The sequence below is a fragment of the Microbacterium sp. CFBP 13617 genome (assembly GCF_014839445.1).
Classification (GTDB): Bacteria; Actinomycetota; Actinomycetes; order Actinomycetales; family Microbacteriaceae; genus Microbacterium.
On the sequence record NZ_JACYNW010000003.1, the window covers coordinates 28,961 to 42,027 of the forward strand.

A 13,067-nucleotide genomic window follows, 5' to 3' on the forward strand; every position below is an offset into this window, starting at 1 on the left:
GCGCGGCACGCTACGGATTGACCTCGCCGTCGGCATCTGCTCCCGAGGCGGGCGGTGCGAGCCCGTCGAGCTCCTCGATGGCGTCGGTCGCGCGACCGACGCGCGCGTCGACCTCGTCGTCCCACCAGCGCGGGCCGCGCTCGCCGAGCCCCGTCTTCGCCAGGCCCACCCGGCGGCGCGCCGCAGCGACCGCGTCGTCGTCGCCCGCGCGCTTTCCGGTGCGCACGGCGGAGCGCGCCCGGCCCAGATGCGAACGCAGACGTGCGGCAAGGTCGTCGGGCAGGGCGGGGTCGGTACGCCGCCAGCGACGGCCGTCAATGACGAGCCACCGCTCGTCGTCGGAGGGGGAAGAGTCGCCGGATGCCATGACTCCAGTGCACACGTTCGACGCCGTCAGCATCCTCTCGGGCACAGAACCGGTATCCGTGATAACGTGGAGGCATTAATTCTGGGACTTGCTTCATGGACGACCGCCTCATCGCAGAGATGCCGGGCGCACAGCGCCGAGCCGTGAGTGACAGCATTCCCTCCCCCTACCATCGCGTGCCTCGCTCGACGGCTTCGGTCCTCGCCTCGCACTCGCGGAAAGTTTCTGTGTCCTTGCTTCACCTTTCGCCACTATCGTGGCGCCAGGCCGATCTCGACGTCTTCGTCGCGATGGCCGGATCCGACTACGCCGGTTTCGTCGGCGCGGGCACCTCGGGCTTCGAAGCCCAGGGTCCGCTCGGCGAGAATCTCGGTGTCCACACGTCCGTCGACGCGGCTCAGGCCGCCGTCAACGGGCATCGCGTACGAGCCACCAGTACGGTGACTCGGCGTAACCCGTCCGCTCCGCACGCGCCGGAGCGGCGCCCACGGCCGCGACTGCGGCCCAACATGAATAAAGGAAGAACACGATGGCCACTGGCACCGTGAAATGGTTCAACTCCGAAAAGGGCTACGGCTTCATCGCTCCCGATGACGGCTCCGCCGACCTGTTCGCGCACTTCAGCGCGATCCAGGGCAACGGCTTCAAGGAGCTGCAGGAAGCGCAGAAGGTCGAATTCGACGCCGAGCAGGGCCCCAAGGGCATGCAGGCTGCGAACATCCAGCCCCTCTAAGCTCCGCTTACCTCGGAAGCCGGGACCCGTCGCCTCGCGACGGACCCGGCTTTCGTCGTTCCCGGGGGGCGTCGGCGACCTCCGCGTCCGCGCCGGCGTCGACTCCTTCTCTTCGCATTTCCCGTGAGCCTCCTGCACATGTGGATGTATTCCGAACGCCCCATACGGTCCCCCGTAGTGTGATCCTCAGACCGGGGTATCCACCTCGGCTCCCGACCACGGTCAACCCGATTAGAGGAGCAGTCCATCGCCTCCACCATCGTCGAGTCCCGCCTCGGCCCCGTTCGTCAGACGTACTCCGGCACCACCGAATTCCCCCCGATCGCGAAGGCCTACACAGAGTTGTCGTCGGTCGTGCGCGAGAGCGGCCTCCTGGCCCGCACCCCCCGGTTCTACCTCGTGGTGGGCATTGCGATCACCCTCGGGTTCGCCGCCACCATCACCGGTTCCATTCTTCTGGGCGACAGCTGGTTCCAGCTTCTGATCGCCGCGGCACTCGGCATCCTGTTCACCCAGGTCGCATTCCTCGCCCACGAGGCGAACCACCGCCAGATCCTGGCATCCGGTCCCGCGAACGACCGGCTGGCACTGTGGATCGGCAACGGCATCGTCGGCATGAGCCAGTCGTGGTGGGCGTCCAAGCACACGCGGCACCACGCCAACCCGAACCGCGTCGGCAAAGACCCCGACATCGAGATCGACACGATCTCGTTCCTCGACGAAGACGCCGCCAAGGCCCGCGGCATCCAGCGCTGGATCACCCGGCGGCAGGGATGGCTGTTCTTCCCCCTGCTCACGCTCGAGGGCCTGAACCTGCACGCCCTCGCCTTCCGCCACCTGTTCTCTCGTCAAGAGGTCAAGGGCCGCTGGCGCGAGTTGGCTCTGCTGGCCGTGCGCCACGCGCTCGTGCTCACGCCCATCTTCGTGTTCCTGCCCCTCGGCATGGCGTTCGCCTTCCTGGGCGTGCAGCTGGCCGTCTTCGGCGTGTACATGGGAGCGTCCTTCGCCCCCAACCACAAGGGCATGGCCGTCATCGAACCCGGAGCGAAGCTGGACTTCTTCAGCAAGCAGGTGCGCACCTCGCGCAACATCTCCGGCGGCTGGTGGGCCACCTGGCTCATGGGCGGTCTGAACTACCAGATCGAGCACCACCTGTTCCCGAACATGGCCCGCCCGCAGCTCAGCCGCGCCCGCGCCATCGTCCGCGAGCACTGCCAGACCCTCGGCGTGCCCTACGTCGAGACGACCCTGCTGCAGTCCTACGGAATCGTCATCCGCTACCTCAACGAGGTCGGACTTGCGGCCCGCGACCCGTTCGACTGCCCGCTGACCGGCTCGTCGCGTCACCTCGCGGTCAAGTAGCAGCACGCAGCCTCACGACGGCGCCGCCTCCTCCGGAGGGCGGCGCCGTCGCTGTATCACCCGCGTGCCGTCACCCGGGGGCTGTCACCCGCGGGCGTCGGTGCGCGGCTCGGGGCAGTCCTCCCCGTCGCGGGTCGCGCGCTCGAAATGCCACCGCTCGTTCGCGTACGTCTGGCAGAGCCCCCACGCGCGACCGTGCTCGATGAGCCACAGCTGCGCGTCGAGCGAGCCGATGTCCACGGCCCGGCCCGTCACATGACTCGACCGCTCGGGCGTGGCCACGAGCTCACGCGCCGTCTCTTCACTGCCGGAGGTGGCGATCGCGTCGGCCAACAGCCACCGTTGATAATCGGCGCTGCGCCACCCGCTCGTGATGTCGAAGGTGACGCCGTCGTCGAGGGCGGCGACCTGCGCCGCGCGCAGGGCCTCACGCAGACCGTCGTCGAGGCGCACCATCGCGGGATGTTCGTCTTCGTCGACGCTCAGCGGGAGTGCCGCGTCGACGACGCCGTCGTCGATCGTGGGGGCGGATCCCGTCGCCGCGAGCACGCCCGAGGTGAACGAGATGGCCGTCGTCGAGGCGGCCAGGGTGATCGCCGCCGTGAGGACGACGACGAGGCCACCGCCGATGGTGAGCAGCGCCAGACGGCGTCGGTGTCGAGAAGAAGCGGGAGCAGAGGTCGGGGGTGCCATGGACCCAGTCGAGCGCCCGCCGCGTTGCAGGATCGTATGCGACGACGCATATGCCGCCGATACCGCGTTCAGTCGCGCGACACCTCGTGCAGTTCGACGTCGTGCACCCCGGCGTCGGCGAGGGTCAGCGTCATCACCGTGCACGCCGGCTGACGCCGCCGGTCGGTGGGCGACCCCGGGTTGAGCAGTCTCAGGCCTCGCGGAGTCACGGTGTCCCAGGGGATGTGGCTGTGCCCGAACACCAGCAGATCGGTGTCGGGGAACGCCGCGTCCATTCGCCGCTCGCGCCCCGCCGCCGCGCCCGTCTCGTGCACCACGGCGACGCGCACGCCCTCGGCGTCGGCGCGGGCGACCTCGGGCAGACGCGCCCGCAGGTCATCGCCGTCGTTGTTGCCCCACACGCCGAGGACCGGTCCGAGGGCGCTCAGCTCGTCGAGGACCACCGCCTCGACCCAGTCGCCCGCGTGCACGATGAGGTCGACTCCGGATGCCGCCCGCCGCACGGCATCCGAAAGCACGCGCGCCCGCTTCGGCACGTGGGTGTCGGCCAGCAGGAGGAGTCGCGTCGCCATGCCCCCACGCTACATACGCCCGCGATACACCGGTCGGCCTACGATCGCGGTATGCGTGTGCTGATCGTCGAGGACGAGCCCTACCTCGCCGAAGCGATCCGCGATGGTCTGCGGCTCGAGGCGATCGCGGCCGACATCGCCGGCGACGGCGACACCGCCCTGGAACTGCTCGGGTACACCGCCTACGACGTCGTCGTGCTGGACCGCGACATCCCCGGCCCCAACGGCGACGAGATCGCGCGCGAGCTCTCGGCTCGGCCGGCGGCCCCGCGCGTGCTCATGCTCACCGCCGCCGACCGACTCGACGACAAGGCCCGCGGGTTCGAGAGCGGCGCCGACGACTACCTCACCAAGCCCTTCGTGCTCAAGGAGCTCGTGCTGCGCCTGCGCGCCCTCGCCCGGCGCCCCGCGGCCGGGACTCCCCCGGTGCTCGAGCGCGACGGCATCCGCCTGGACCCCTTCCGGCGCGAGGTCTACCGCGACGGACGCTACGTGTCTCTCACCCGCAAGCAGTTCGCGGTGCTCGAGGTGCTGCTGGCCGCGGCCGGCGGGGTCGTGAGCGCCGAGACGCTGCTCGAACGCGCGTGGGACGAGAACGCCGATCCCTTCACCAACGCCGTCCGCATCACGATCTCGACGTTGCGCAAACGGCTCGGCGAGCCGTGGCTGATCCAGACGGTCGCCGGGGTGGGCTACCGCGTCGGGTCCGCCGATGAGTGAGCGCCCGGCGGGACTCTCGGTCCGGCTCAAGCTCACTCTCAGCTACGCGGCCTTCGTCGTGGTCGTGGGCGTGGCGGTGTTCGTGCTGGGCTTCCTCGTGCTGCGGTTCCTGCCCGAGGGCAACCTCTCGTCCGAGAGCGGGGCCTTCACCCCCGGCCGGCGCGATCTGGTCGAGGCGTTCGTGCGATACGCCTGGTACACCGTGATCGGGCTCGCGGCCCTCGGCCTCGGCGGCGGATGGTTCGTGGCCGGTCTCATGCTGCGCCCGCTGACGCGCATCACGGACGCTGCCCGTGCCGTGCGCGACGGAGACCTGCAACACCGCGCGGCGTTGCCCGGGCGCCGCGACGAACTCACCGATCTCGCCGACACCTTCGACGCGATGCTCACCCGCGTGGGCGAGACCCTCGACGAGGAGAAGCGCTTCGCGGCCAACGCGTCGCACGAGCTGCGCACCCCGCACGCAACGATGCGCACGCTGCTCGAAGTGGCGCACGCCGATCCCGCGGGCGTCGATCTGCCGACACTTCTGCACCGCCTCGAGGTCACCAACGAACGCGCCATCGACCTCACCGAGGCGCTCCTCGATCTCGCGCGGGTCGACCTCGCGGTCGCCGGACGAGCCGGTGAACGGCCGCGGCACACGACCGATGTCGGAGCCCTGGTCACCGCGGCGGTCGACGACGAACGCGACGCGGCCGCCGCCGCCGGCATCGATCTCGCCGTCCCTGCCGCGACGGGCGTCGTGGCGCGCGTCGATGCGACCCTGGTCCGCCAGGCGGTGGGGAATCTCGTCCGCAACGCCGTCGTGCACAACGTCGCCGGCGGCTGGGTGCGGGTCGCGGTGAGCGGCGACGAGACCGACGTCATCGTCGACGTCGCGAACTCGGGGGCCCCGCTCGCACGCGAACTCGTCGCCACGCTCGCCGAGCCCTTCGTGCGCGGAGCGGGCCGCACCCGTGGCCGGTCCGACGGAACGGGTCTCGGGCTCGCCATCGTCGCCTCGGTCGCCCGAGCGCACCGGGGCCGGCTCGAGCTGTGGCCGAGGGCGGACGGCGGGCTTCACGCCCGTCTGCGGCTGCCCCGCTGAACCGCCCCGCGATCCCCGCGGAACATCACCCGCGCGAAGACCACGACGACCGTGCCGACCAGGGCGCCGGCGGTGTTCGCCACCACGTCGCCCGGATCCGACACGCGACCGGGCAGCACCGTCTGCGCGACCTCCACCGTGAGCGACACCGCCGCCGACACGAGGACGGATGCCGGAGACCACCGCAGCGGCAGCAGGAGCGCGAGCGCGGCGCCGAGCGGCACGAAGAACGCGATGTTCAGCGCGGTGTCGGCGTTGCCGCCGAGTAGCAGGTCGGTCCACCGCGGTGGGAGGTGGTCGATCGCCTCGAGGACGAGCGTGCGCGCGGGCCAGGCGACGGCCCGCGGAGCGAGCGTCAGCCCCGCCACGACGGTGAGCACGGCGGTAGCGAGCAGGATGCGCGCGGTGGTCGGAGAGGGGGCTGAGCGATCGGACACGGGAACCTCCAGCAGAACGGGAACCTCAGTCCATCGCCCGCGGTGTTGCCGCAACGTCTGCGCCCGGCGATACATCCGCGATATCCCGCGCGCGCGTTCGCCCTGCGGGGCGAGGACAATGGTGGGGTGCCGACTCCTCGCCGCTCCCCCGTCCTGCCGTTCGTCCTCGACGCCGTGCTCGTGGTCGTCTTCGCCGGCATCGGACGCTCCACGCACGACGGCGACGTGTTCGGACCGTTCGGCTCGCTGCTCGCGATCACGGCGTGGCCGTTCCTCGCCGCATTGGCCATCGGCTGGCTCGTGACGCGCGCCTGGCGTCACCCGCTGGCGGTCGTGCGCGCGGGCCTGCCGCTGTGGGCCATCACGGTCGCGCTCGGCATGGTGCTGCGCGCGGTGAGCGGTCAGGGCGTCGCGGTGGCGTTCGTCATCGTCGCCGCGATCACCCTGGCGCTCCTGCTCGTCGGATGGCGCGGCATCGCCCGGCTGGTCGCGCGGTCACGCCGACGCTGAGCGACAGCCCGACGCTCCCCGCCGCGGGGAGGAGTCCCCGCCGCCTCCGCGTTCGGACTACTCCAACAGCGAGACGTCGACCTGGATCTCCGCCGCGAGGTGCTCGAGGTCGGCCACCAGGTCGTCGACGACGACGTCGGGCCCCAGAGTGGCGGTGATCATGGCCTCGAACAGGCGACCGCCGGCCATCGCGGCATCCGTCGTCTGCGTCGACATGCGTTCGATGCTGGCGCCCCGCGCGCTCAGCGCGGTCGAGATCTCGCGCACGATCCCCGGCCGGTCGTTGCCGACCACGTCGAGAGTGACGGTGCGGGGAACGGATGCCGCCGGCGCGGGCGTGCGGGCATGCACGGTGACGGTGAGGGTTCCGGCGAGGCCCTCGAGGGCGGCGCGCAGGCCATCGGCGCGGTCGGGCGCCACCGACACCTCGACGATCCCGGCGAACGCCCCGGCCAGTTCGGCCAGTTCGCTGTTCTCCCAGTTGCCGCCGTGGGCGTCGACGATGTCGGCGACCGCCGAGACGAGTCCGGCGCGATCGTCGCCGACGACGGTGAGCACGAGGGTGGTCATCGCCCCAGCGTAGCGAGCGGGCCCTGCTAGCGTGGAGCCCGACCGCAGAGGGGGTGGCCACGTGTTCGCATCGCTGATCAGCATGCTCACGGTGCTGTTCGCCTCCGCCGAGCTCGCCCTCACCCCCGGCGACGGCGCACCGCTCCTGGCGATCGTGCTCGCCGCGGCGGTCGTGGTCACCGCGGTCGTGGTGCTGGTGGTGCTTCCCGCGCTGCTGGCGTCGGTCTCGCCACCGTCGTCACGGCCGATCGATCCGTCGGCGCCCGTCGCGCAGAGCGACCCCGACGCGGCCGGTCATCCTCGTCCCCGCGCGCCGGGGCACGCGGTCCGCACCGCGTAGTCCCGCGCGCCGAGCCGTCTCTCACGACGGTGTCCTCGGCATCCCGGGACCCGCGATGCCGGTCGCCCGCGCTCACGCGCGCCGCACGCCCGCCCCGGATGCGTGCCGTCGTGCCCGCGCCCCGCGACCGATCGACCCGTGATCGCCGCACCGAACGGACACCCGTGGACCTCTTCGCCCTTCCTCCCCTCGCCCTGCTCCTCGACCTCACCACGCGAGCGATGCTCGCCCTCACCGCCGCCCTCGATCCCGTCGCCGGCACCGCCGCGGCCGCTCTCGCGGTCGTCGTCGTGACACTCGCTGTGCGCCTCCTGCTCATTCCCGTCGGCGTCTCGCAGGCTCGGGCCGAGCAGACCCGCGCCCGTCTCGCTCCGCGCCTGCGGACGCTGCACGAACGCTGGGGGAAGAATCCCGAGCGCCTGCAGCGCGAGACCCTGCAGCTGTACCGCGATGAGGGAACCTCTCCCGCGGCGGGATGCCTGCCGATGCTCGCGCAGGCTCCGATCGTGGGACTGCTCTACGCCGTGTTCCTGCATCCGAACGTCGGCGGTCAGTCCAACGCCCTGCTCTCGCACGATCTGCTGGGCGTGCCGCTCGGACGCAGCCTCATCGGCGCGCTCGGCTCGGGAACGGTGGATGCCGCGACTCTCGCCCTGATCGGAGCGCTCGTCGTGGTGATCGCGGGCGTGGCCGAGCTCACGCGGCGGCTCCTGCGGCCTCCCGTCGACCCCTCGGCCCCCGCGTGGACGACGGGCATGGTGGGCGCGCTGCAGTTCACCACCGCCGTCGTCGCCCTGTTCGTGCCGCTCGCGGCCGGGCTCTATCTCACCGTGACGACGGTGTGGACCCTGGTGCAGCGTGTGCTGCTGCGACGCCGGTACCCGCTGCCGTCGTGACGGCGTCCCATCGTGGGGCGGCGGAGGCGTTCAGCGCGGCCATCGCCAGCACCAGCAGGGCCGCGACCGCGGGGAACAGCATCGCGGTCTGCACCGAGACGCTCTCGGCGACGGCGCCCGTCACCGCCGACGACAGCGCCTGCGCGAGGGTGAGGGCCGAGGCGAGGATCGTCATGGTTGACGCCGTGCGCCCGCGTGGTGCGCGGTTTCCGGCGAGGCTGAAGAGCGTCACGAGCGAGGGGCCGACGCCGATCCCCATCAGGCACAGCACGGTGGTCACGGTCGCGACCGAGCCGCCGACCGTGTACGCCCCGGCCGAAGCCGTGAGGACGATCGAGAACGCCACCAGGCGCCACCGGAGTGAGAACCGCACGGGGAGCGCGGCGACGGCCAGCGCGAGCACGGCCGACCCCACCCCCATCACGCCGTACAGCAGTGCCCCCGCCTCGGGTGCCCCCTGCGCCTCCATGAACGCGGTGAGCGAGGTGAGCGTCGAACCGAAGAACAGCCCGACGCCGAAGACCGCGGCCACCAGCACGAGCATGCGCGGATGCACCAGCTCGCGGAAGGGGGCCATCGCCGCACGCGCCGAGCGTTCGGGCACGGCCCGCCCGGTCGGGTGCAGCGCGAAGGCGGTGACGAAGACGAAACTCAGCACCGCGGCACCGGCGATGGGCGCCCACGGGGCGATGAGGGCGGCGAGCACACCGACGACGAACGGTCCGATGACGAAGGCCGTCTCATCCGCGGCGGACTCGTAGGCCATGGCCCGCGAGAAGGTGCGTTCGCGACGCGCGGGGTCCACTCGGTCGCCGATCAGGGCCATCACACGACTGCGCGACATCGCCGCCGTCTGCGGTCCGNGGGAAGATCGCGAGCAGGATGCCGTTGGCCACACCGACCGGCACGAGCACGCGCCGCTGCCCGAAGCGGTCGGCGAGGTCGCCGAGCACGGGACCGGCGATCACCACGCCCAGGCCCACGGCCGCCGAGGTGAGACCACCGAGAGCGACGGAGCCGCGCATCGCGACGACCAGGGCGAGCACGCCCACCGTCATCATCGCGAACGGCAGTCGTGCGACGAACGCGACGGGGAAGTACCAGAACCCGGTGTGGTGGATCAGCGGGCGATGGGCGGCGACGGGCGTGGTCATGCAGCGTTCTCCGGTGGGGGCGATGGAACGTGCCGCCTTGCCGGTGAGGTAGGTAGTTGCACAATGTGCGGCGGGCGAACCCGCGACCCGATTCTACCGTGGGGCGCGCATGACCGCCCCGATCAGCCGACGAGGGCGGCGATGCCGGCGATCAGGGAGGCGAGCGCGAGGGTCAATGCCAGGGCGATCAGCACGGTGTGCACGATGAGGAACGGCGTGGCCTTGCCCGCGGCGTTCTTGGCACGGGGGTCTTTCGCCACGCGCACGTAGAAGCGCGGCCAGACGACCGCGTTGAAGACGGCATTGGCGAACAGCAGCGTGATGAGCACGGGTTCCATGCGTCGAGCCTACGGGCGTCGCCCGCTCGCGCAGTCGATGCAGCGGCGGGCGAAGGGGCGGGCCTCGAGCCGGGCCTCGGCGATCGGGCGGCCGCAGTTCTCGCAGATGCCGAATGTCGCGGCGGCCACGCGTTCCCGCGCCGCGAGGATCTCGTCGCGCTCGGCCTCGGCGCCGCGCCGCAGCGCGTCGACCTGGGCCCATTCACCCGACAGGGTCGAGCCCTCGGGGTCGTGCTCGTCGTCGGCCGTGGCGTCGGCGCGGTCGTGACGCAGGCTCGCTTCGTCTTCGCGCAGGCGCGACAGCCGGTGGTCGACCTCGCGCTGGCGCTCGTCGAGCATGCGGGCGGCTCGTTCGGCATCCATCCCCCGACGCTAGCCCCCACCTCCGACACCCGGGGTGCGCGAGGATCGGGTCATGAGAGAGCTCCGTCGTCACTGGACCCCGACCGCCGTCGTCTTCCTCGCGTTGGCCGTCGCCGGCCTCGTGGGCACGTGGACCTTCAACGTCTTCGCAATCGTGCAGATGCGCGACTTCGTCGGCGACCTCGTCTCGAGCGGACCGGCCGTGTCGTCGATCACCGTCGACCTGCTGGTCGTCGCCGTGGCGGGGAGCATCTTCGTCATCGTCGAGGCGCGTCGTATCGGAATGCGCTTCGGCTGGCTGTACGTCGTGCTGTCGGGGGTGACGGCGTTCGCGTTCACGTTTCCGCTCTTCCTGGCGATGCGCCAGCGTCACCTGACGGCGCACCCCGACCGCAGAACGGCGTGAGGAGCCGAGAATCGTCGCTTCGAGGGGGCACGAAGCGACGAATTCCGGCTCCTCACGCGGTGGTCAGCGCGCTCAGCGGGCGGCGAGACCGGCGCGCAGGCCCTCGACCAGCGGAGTCGTGGGCCGACCGATGATGCGCGCGAGCGTGCCGTCGGTGCGCGACAGCGCGCCCCGGGCGATCGCGTCGTCGATACCGGCGACGAACGCCGCCGTACCGGCATCCAGTCCCGCCGCCTGCAACCCCGCGGTGAGCTGCTCCACCGACACCGACGTGTAGGTCACGGGGCGACCCACGACCTCGGATGCCGCCCGCGCCAGCTCGTCGTAGTCCCAGGCGACGTCGCCGCCGAGCTCGAGCGTCTGACCGCGGAACTCGTCGCCGATGAGCGCCACGGCATCGGCCTCGGCGTAGTCGCGCCGGCTGGCGCTGGCCACGAGGGCCTCGCCGACGGCGGCGACGATCTCGCCCGTCTCGGTCGCCCGGGCGACGGCGTCGAGGTAGTTCTCGGTGTACCAGTTGTGGCGGAGGATCGTGGCCTCCACCCCCGAGGCGGCGATCGCGGCCTCGGTCGCCTTGTGGTCGGCGCCGAGGGCGTAGTCGACCTCGTCGACGCGCGGGGCGCTGGTGTAGACGAGGCGCTCGACGCCGGCCGCGCGCGCGGCGTCGATGACGTTGCGGTGCCCCGCGACGCGATCCGCATCGGTTCCCGAGATGAGCAGCACGCGGGTCACCGACGCGAACGCCGGGGCGAGCGTCTCGGGGCGGGAGTAGTCGAGCTCGACGACGCCCACGCCGCGAGCGGCCAGGTCGTCGGCTTTGGCGAGGGTGCGCACGCCCGCGACGATGTCGGATGCCGAGACCCCGCGTTCGAGCAGGGCGTCGATGACGAGACGGCCGAGGTGTCCGGAGGCGGCGGTGACGAGGAGGGTCATGGGGTGTCCTTTCGATCGGTACGACGAAGCCAACGTCGATCCGTTCAGCGCATTCCGGAATGCAGGTACCCACTTTCTGGTTAGGTACTCACATGAACGTCAGTCTTGCGGATCTCCGCGCCGAACAACCGGGTGTCTTCCAAGACGGGTGCCCCACCCGCACGGTGCTCGACCACGTCATGGGCAAATGGGGCGTGCTCGTGCTGATGGCCCTGTCCGACGGCACCCAGCGGTGGGGCGTGCTGCGGCGCAACGTCTCGGGGATCAGCGAGAAGATGCTCGCCAGCACGCTGAAGACCCTCGAGGCCGACGGTCTCGTCGACCGCACCGCCTACCCCGAGGTGCCCCCGCGCGTCGAGTACCGCCTCACCGACCGGGGGCGCGATCTGATGGAACGAGTGATCCCGCTCATGCAATGGGTCGCCACGCACGCCGATGACATCGTCTCGCGCCGGGGCTGAGACATGCGCGCCGCCTAGGCTCGATTCATGCGCGACAGCCTGACGTTCCGCTCCGCCCGGCGCATCCCTCTCCTGCAGGTCGCGAAATCGGCCGTCGCGGTCGTGGCCGCCTGGCTGATCGCCGGGTGGCTCGTGCAGGGCCCGCCGCCGATCTTCGCCGCCATCGCGGCCCTGCTCGTGGTGCAGCCGAGCATCAACCAGTCGTTCACCCGCGCGGTCGAGCGCAGCGTCGGCGTGATCGTCGGCGTCGTGATCGCCGCACTGCTCGGGCTCGTGTTCGGTTCCCAGCCGTGGGTGGCGCTGCTGTCGGCGGGCGTCGCACTCGTCGTCGCCTGGGCCGCGCGCATCTCGCCCGGAGCCACGAACCAGATCGCGATCAGCGCCCTGCTGGTGCTCGCCCTCGGGACGGCGACCCCCAACTACGCCCTCGACCGCGTGCTCGAGACCCTCATCGGCGCGGCGATCGGCATCGTCGTCAACGCCGCGCTCGTGCCTCCCGTGCTCGTCCCCGCCGCACGCGAGAAGGTCGAGGTGCTGGGGCGGGAGCTCGCCGAAGCACTCGAACGCCTGGCCGACGCGCTCGAGGCGCCGCAGACCCCCGGCTCGCTCGAGGAACTGCTACTCGAGGCCCGTCTGCTGCGCCCCGTGCGCGACGGCGCCGCCGATGCGATCCGCGACGCGGCGGACTCCCTGGCCCTGAATCCCCGCAGCGGCCGTCACCGCAGCGATCTGGCCGCCATGGGCGACCTGCTCGAGCGGTTCACCCCCGTCGTCACGCAGACGATCGGCATGACCCGAGCGGTGTACGACGGGTACGAGAAGACGATCGTCGACGAGCCCGCCGTGCGCGCGATCGCCGAGCAGCTGCACCGGGCGGCCCACGACGTCCGCCTCGCGTTCGCGCTCGACGCGGGTCCCGAGCGGGTGGTCGTCGAGGAGCCCGCGCTCACCCGCCCCCTGCAGATCCGCACGCCCTCGACGGCGCACTGGGTGCTCGTCGGGTCGCTGCTCATGGATCTGCACCGCATCCACGAGACCCTGCGCGACGACGACGCGTGACCCCGCTCGCGCGGACTGCTCGCACCCCGGATGCCGCCGCCGCGGCCCCGACGCGCACGCACG

19 protein-coding genes and 1 pseudogene are annotated in these 13,067 nt (G+C 71.5%); 10 read left to right on the forward strand and 10 right to left on the reverse strand.

Translation table 11 applies throughout. From position 1 onward, the window contains the following. Positions 1–10 precede the first annotated feature (10 nt). The gene (locus IFU40_RS08620; RefSeq protein ID WP_191926080.1) at positions 11–367 is read right to left on the reverse strand and encodes a biopolymer transporter Tol; all 357 of its coding nucleotides are present in this window, start codon (positions 365–367) and stop codon (positions 11–13) included. Between the two features lie 529 nt (positions 368–896). On the opposite strand from IFU40_RS08620, the gene IFU40_RS08625 reads away from it, so the two are divergent. Together IFU40_RS08625 and IFU40_RS08630 are read left to right on the forward strand one after the other, a co-directional pair. Beyond that, entirely contained in the window at positions 897–1,100 is a 204-nt protein-coding gene (locus IFU40_RS08625) for a cold-shock protein (protein WP_055835690.1), read from the forward strand. A gap of 246 nt (positions 1,101–1,346) precedes the next feature. Then, positions 1,347–2,462 carry a fatty acid desaturase family protein gene (locus tag IFU40_RS08630; protein ID WP_082509371.1) on the forward strand — a complete coding sequence of 372 codons (1,116 nt, stop codon included), beginning with the start codon at positions 1,347–1,349 and terminating at the stop codon, positions 2,460–2,462. 84 nt (positions 2,463–2,546) lie between these two features. Here the strand turns inward: IFU40_RS08630 and IFU40_RS08635 are convergent, their stop codons facing one another. Both IFU40_RS08635 and IFU40_RS08640 read right to left on the reverse strand, forming a co-directional pair. Next, complete coding sequence (locus tag IFU40_RS08635) at positions 2,547–3,155, reverse strand: M15 family metallopeptidase (RefSeq protein ID WP_191926081.1); 609 nt, start codon at positions 3,153–3,155, stop codon at positions 2,547–2,549. 68 nt (positions 3,156–3,223) lie between these two features. After that, on the reverse strand, positions 3,224–3,727 hold the full coding sequence (locus IFU40_RS08640; RefSeq protein WP_191926082.1) for a metallophosphoesterase family protein: 504 nt from the start codon (positions 3,725–3,727) through the stop codon (positions 3,224–3,226). Between the two features lie 51 nt (positions 3,728–3,778). On the opposite strand from IFU40_RS08640, the gene IFU40_RS08645 reads away from it, so the two are divergent. Together IFU40_RS08645 and IFU40_RS08650 are read left to right on the forward strand one after the other, a co-directional pair. Then, positions 3,779–4,447, forward strand: a complete 669-nt coding sequence (locus IFU40_RS08645) for a response regulator transcription factor (protein ID WP_055835675.1) — start codon at positions 3,779–3,781, stop codon at positions 4,445–4,447. Then, a complete protein-coding gene (locus IFU40_RS08650) occupies positions 4,440–5,537 on the forward strand; it encodes a sensor histidine kinase (RefSeq protein WP_191926083.1) in 1,098 nt (365 codons plus the stop codon). Before IFU40_RS08645 ends, IFU40_RS08650 begins: the two co-directional genes overlap by 8 nt. Here IFU40_RS08650 and IFU40_RS08655 read toward each other — a convergent pair. Then, a complete protein-coding gene (locus IFU40_RS08655) occupies positions 5,510–5,974 on the reverse strand; it encodes a VanZ family protein (protein WP_191926084.1) in 465 nt (154 codons plus the stop codon). The two genes, IFU40_RS08650 and IFU40_RS08655, sit on opposite strands and share 28 nt — an antisense overlap. A 126-nt stretch (positions 5,975–6,100) precedes the next feature. On the opposite strand from IFU40_RS08655, the gene IFU40_RS08660 reads away from it, so the two are divergent. Further along, positions 6,101–6,484 carry a DUF3054 family protein gene (locus IFU40_RS08660; protein ID WP_191926085.1) on the forward strand — a complete coding sequence of 128 codons (384 nt, stop codon included), beginning with the start codon at positions 6,101–6,103 and terminating at the stop codon, positions 6,482–6,484. A gap of 57 nt (positions 6,485–6,541) precedes the next feature. Here IFU40_RS08660 and IFU40_RS08665 read toward each other — a convergent pair whose 3' ends face one another. Beyond that, on the reverse strand, positions 6,542–7,054 hold the full coding sequence (locus tag IFU40_RS08665; protein WP_191926086.1) for a glycine cleavage system protein R: 513 nt from the start codon (positions 7,052–7,054) through the stop codon (positions 6,542–6,544). A 61-nt stretch (positions 7,055–7,115) separates the two neighbouring features. On the opposite strand from IFU40_RS08665, the gene IFU40_RS08670 reads away from it, so the two are divergent. Beyond that, entirely contained in the window at positions 7,116–7,394 is a 279-nt protein-coding gene (locus tag IFU40_RS08670; protein ID WP_055937451.1) for a DUF6412 domain-containing protein, read from the forward strand. A gap of 164 nt (positions 7,395–7,558) precedes the next feature. Continuing rightward, positions 7,559–8,290 (forward strand): membrane protein insertase YidC, encoded by a 732-nt coding sequence (locus IFU40_RS08675; RefSeq protein WP_191926087.1) that lies wholly within the window; start codon positions 7,559–7,561, stop codon positions 8,288–8,290. Here IFU40_RS08675 and IFU40_RS08680 read toward each other — a convergent pair. The 4 genes and pseudogenes from IFU40_RS08680 to IFU40_RS08690 all read right to left on the reverse strand — a co-directional run bounded on the left by IFU40_RS08680 (position 8,220) and on the right by IFU40_RS08690 (position 10,145). Next, positions 8,220–9,134, reverse strand: a complete 915-nt coding sequence (locus IFU40_RS08680) for an MFS transporter (protein ID WP_342343519.1) — start codon at positions 9,132–9,134, stop codon at positions 8,220–8,222. The two genes, IFU40_RS08675 and IFU40_RS08680, sit on opposite strands and share 71 nt — an antisense overlap. 20 nt (positions 9,135–9,154) lie before the next feature. Further along, positions 9,155–9,444, reverse strand: a pseudogene (locus IFU40_RS17305) (MFS transporter); the annotation flags it as partial. 122 nt (positions 9,445–9,566) lie between these two features. Further along, a complete protein-coding gene (locus IFU40_RS08685) occupies positions 9,567–9,782 on the reverse strand; it encodes an SCO4848 family membrane protein (protein WP_055835654.1) in 216 nt (71 codons plus the stop codon). Positions 9,783–9,791: 9 nt separating this feature from the next. Further along, positions 9,792–10,145 (reverse strand): TraR/DksA family transcriptional regulator, encoded by a 354-nt coding sequence (locus IFU40_RS08690; RefSeq protein ID WP_082516519.1) that lies wholly within the window; start codon positions 10,143–10,145, stop codon positions 9,792–9,794. A 52-nt stretch (positions 10,146–10,197) separates the two neighbouring features. On the opposite strand from IFU40_RS08690, the gene IFU40_RS08695 reads away from it, so the two are divergent. Continuing rightward, the gene (locus IFU40_RS08695) at positions 10,198–10,551 is read left to right on the forward strand and encodes a DUF2834 domain-containing protein (protein ID WP_055835647.1); all 354 of its coding nucleotides are present in this window, start codon (positions 10,198–10,200) and stop codon (positions 10,549–10,551) included. 72 nt (positions 10,552–10,623) lie between these two features. On the opposite strand, the gene IFU40_RS08700 is transcribed toward IFU40_RS08695, so the two are convergent. Next, the gene (locus IFU40_RS08700; RefSeq protein ID WP_191926088.1) at positions 10,624–11,484 is read right to left on the reverse strand and encodes an SDR family oxidoreductase; all 861 of its coding nucleotides are present in this window, start codon (positions 11,482–11,484) and stop codon (positions 10,624–10,626) included. A 92-nt stretch (positions 11,485–11,576) separates the two neighbouring features. Between IFU40_RS08700 and IFU40_RS08705 the strand changes: the two genes are divergently transcribed. Both IFU40_RS08705 and IFU40_RS08710 read left to right on the forward strand, forming a co-directional pair. Then, positions 11,577–11,945, forward strand: a complete 369-nt coding sequence (locus IFU40_RS08705; RefSeq protein ID WP_070408105.1) for a winged helix-turn-helix transcriptional regulator — start codon at positions 11,577–11,579, stop codon at positions 11,943–11,945. A gap of 27 nt (positions 11,946–11,972) precedes the next feature. Next, positions 11,973–13,004: an FUSC family protein gene (locus IFU40_RS08710; RefSeq protein ID WP_191926089.1), complete on the forward strand. Its 1,032-nt coding sequence runs from the start codon at positions 11,973–11,975 to the stop codon at positions 13,002–13,004. Positions 13,005–13,067: the final 63 nt, after the last annotated feature.

Excerpts from the sequence above, each read along its gene's own strand:
- IFU40_RS08695 (WP_055835647.1), top strand. The coding sequence starts at position 10,198 with ATGAGAGAGCTCCGTCGTCACTGGACCCCGACCGCCGTCGTCTTCCTC.
- IFU40_RS08640 (WP_191926082.1), bottom strand. The coding sequence starts at position 3,727 with ATGGCGACGCGACTCCTCCTGCTGGCCGACACCCACGTGCCGAAGCGG.
- IFU40_RS08645 (WP_055835675.1), top strand. The coding sequence starts at position 3,779 with ATGCGTGTGCTGATCGTCGAGGACGAGCCCTACCTCGCCGAAGCGATC.
- IFU40_RS08635 (WP_191926081.1), bottom strand. The coding sequence starts at position 3,155 with ATGGCACCCCCGACCTCTGCTCCCGCTTCTTCTCGACACCGACGCCGT.
- IFU40_RS08690 (WP_082516519.1), bottom strand. The coding sequence starts at position 10,145 with ATGGATGCCGAACGAGCCGCCCGCATGCTCGACGAGCGCCAGCGCGAG.
- IFU40_RS08625 (WP_055835690.1), top strand. The coding sequence starts at position 897 with ATGGCCACTGGCACCGTGAAATGGTTCAACTCCGAAAAGGGCTACGGC.
- IFU40_RS08665 (WP_191926086.1), bottom strand. The coding sequence starts at position 7,054 with ATGACCACCCTCGTGCTCACCGTCGTCGGCGACGATCGCGCCGGACTC.
- IFU40_RS08705 (WP_070408105.1), top strand. The coding sequence starts at position 11,577 with ATGAACGTCAGTCTTGCGGATCTCCGCGCCGAACAACCGGGTGTCTTC.
- IFU40_RS08700 (WP_191926088.1), bottom strand. The coding sequence starts at position 11,484 with ATGACCCTCCTCGTCACCGCCGCCTCCGGACACCTCGGCCGTCTCGTC.
- IFU40_RS08680 (WP_342343519.1), bottom strand. The coding sequence starts at position 9,134 with ATGTCGCGCAGTCGTGTGATGGCCCTGATCGGCGACCGAGTGGACCCC.
- IFU40_RS08710 (WP_191926089.1), top strand. The coding sequence starts at position 11,973 with ATGCGCGACAGCCTGACGTTCCGCTCCGCCCGGCGCATCCCTCTCCTG.
- IFU40_RS08650 (WP_191926083.1), top strand. The coding sequence starts at position 4,440 with ATGAGTGAGCGCCCGGCGGGACTCTCGGTCCGGCTCAAGCTCACTCTC.
- IFU40_RS08685 (WP_055835654.1), bottom strand. The coding sequence starts at position 9,782 with ATGGAACCCGTGCTCATCACGCTGCTGTTCGCCAATGCCGTCTTCAAC.
- IFU40_RS08620 (WP_191926080.1), bottom strand. The coding sequence starts at position 367 with ATGGCATCCGGCGACTCTTCCCCCTCCGACGACGAGCGGTGGCTCGTC.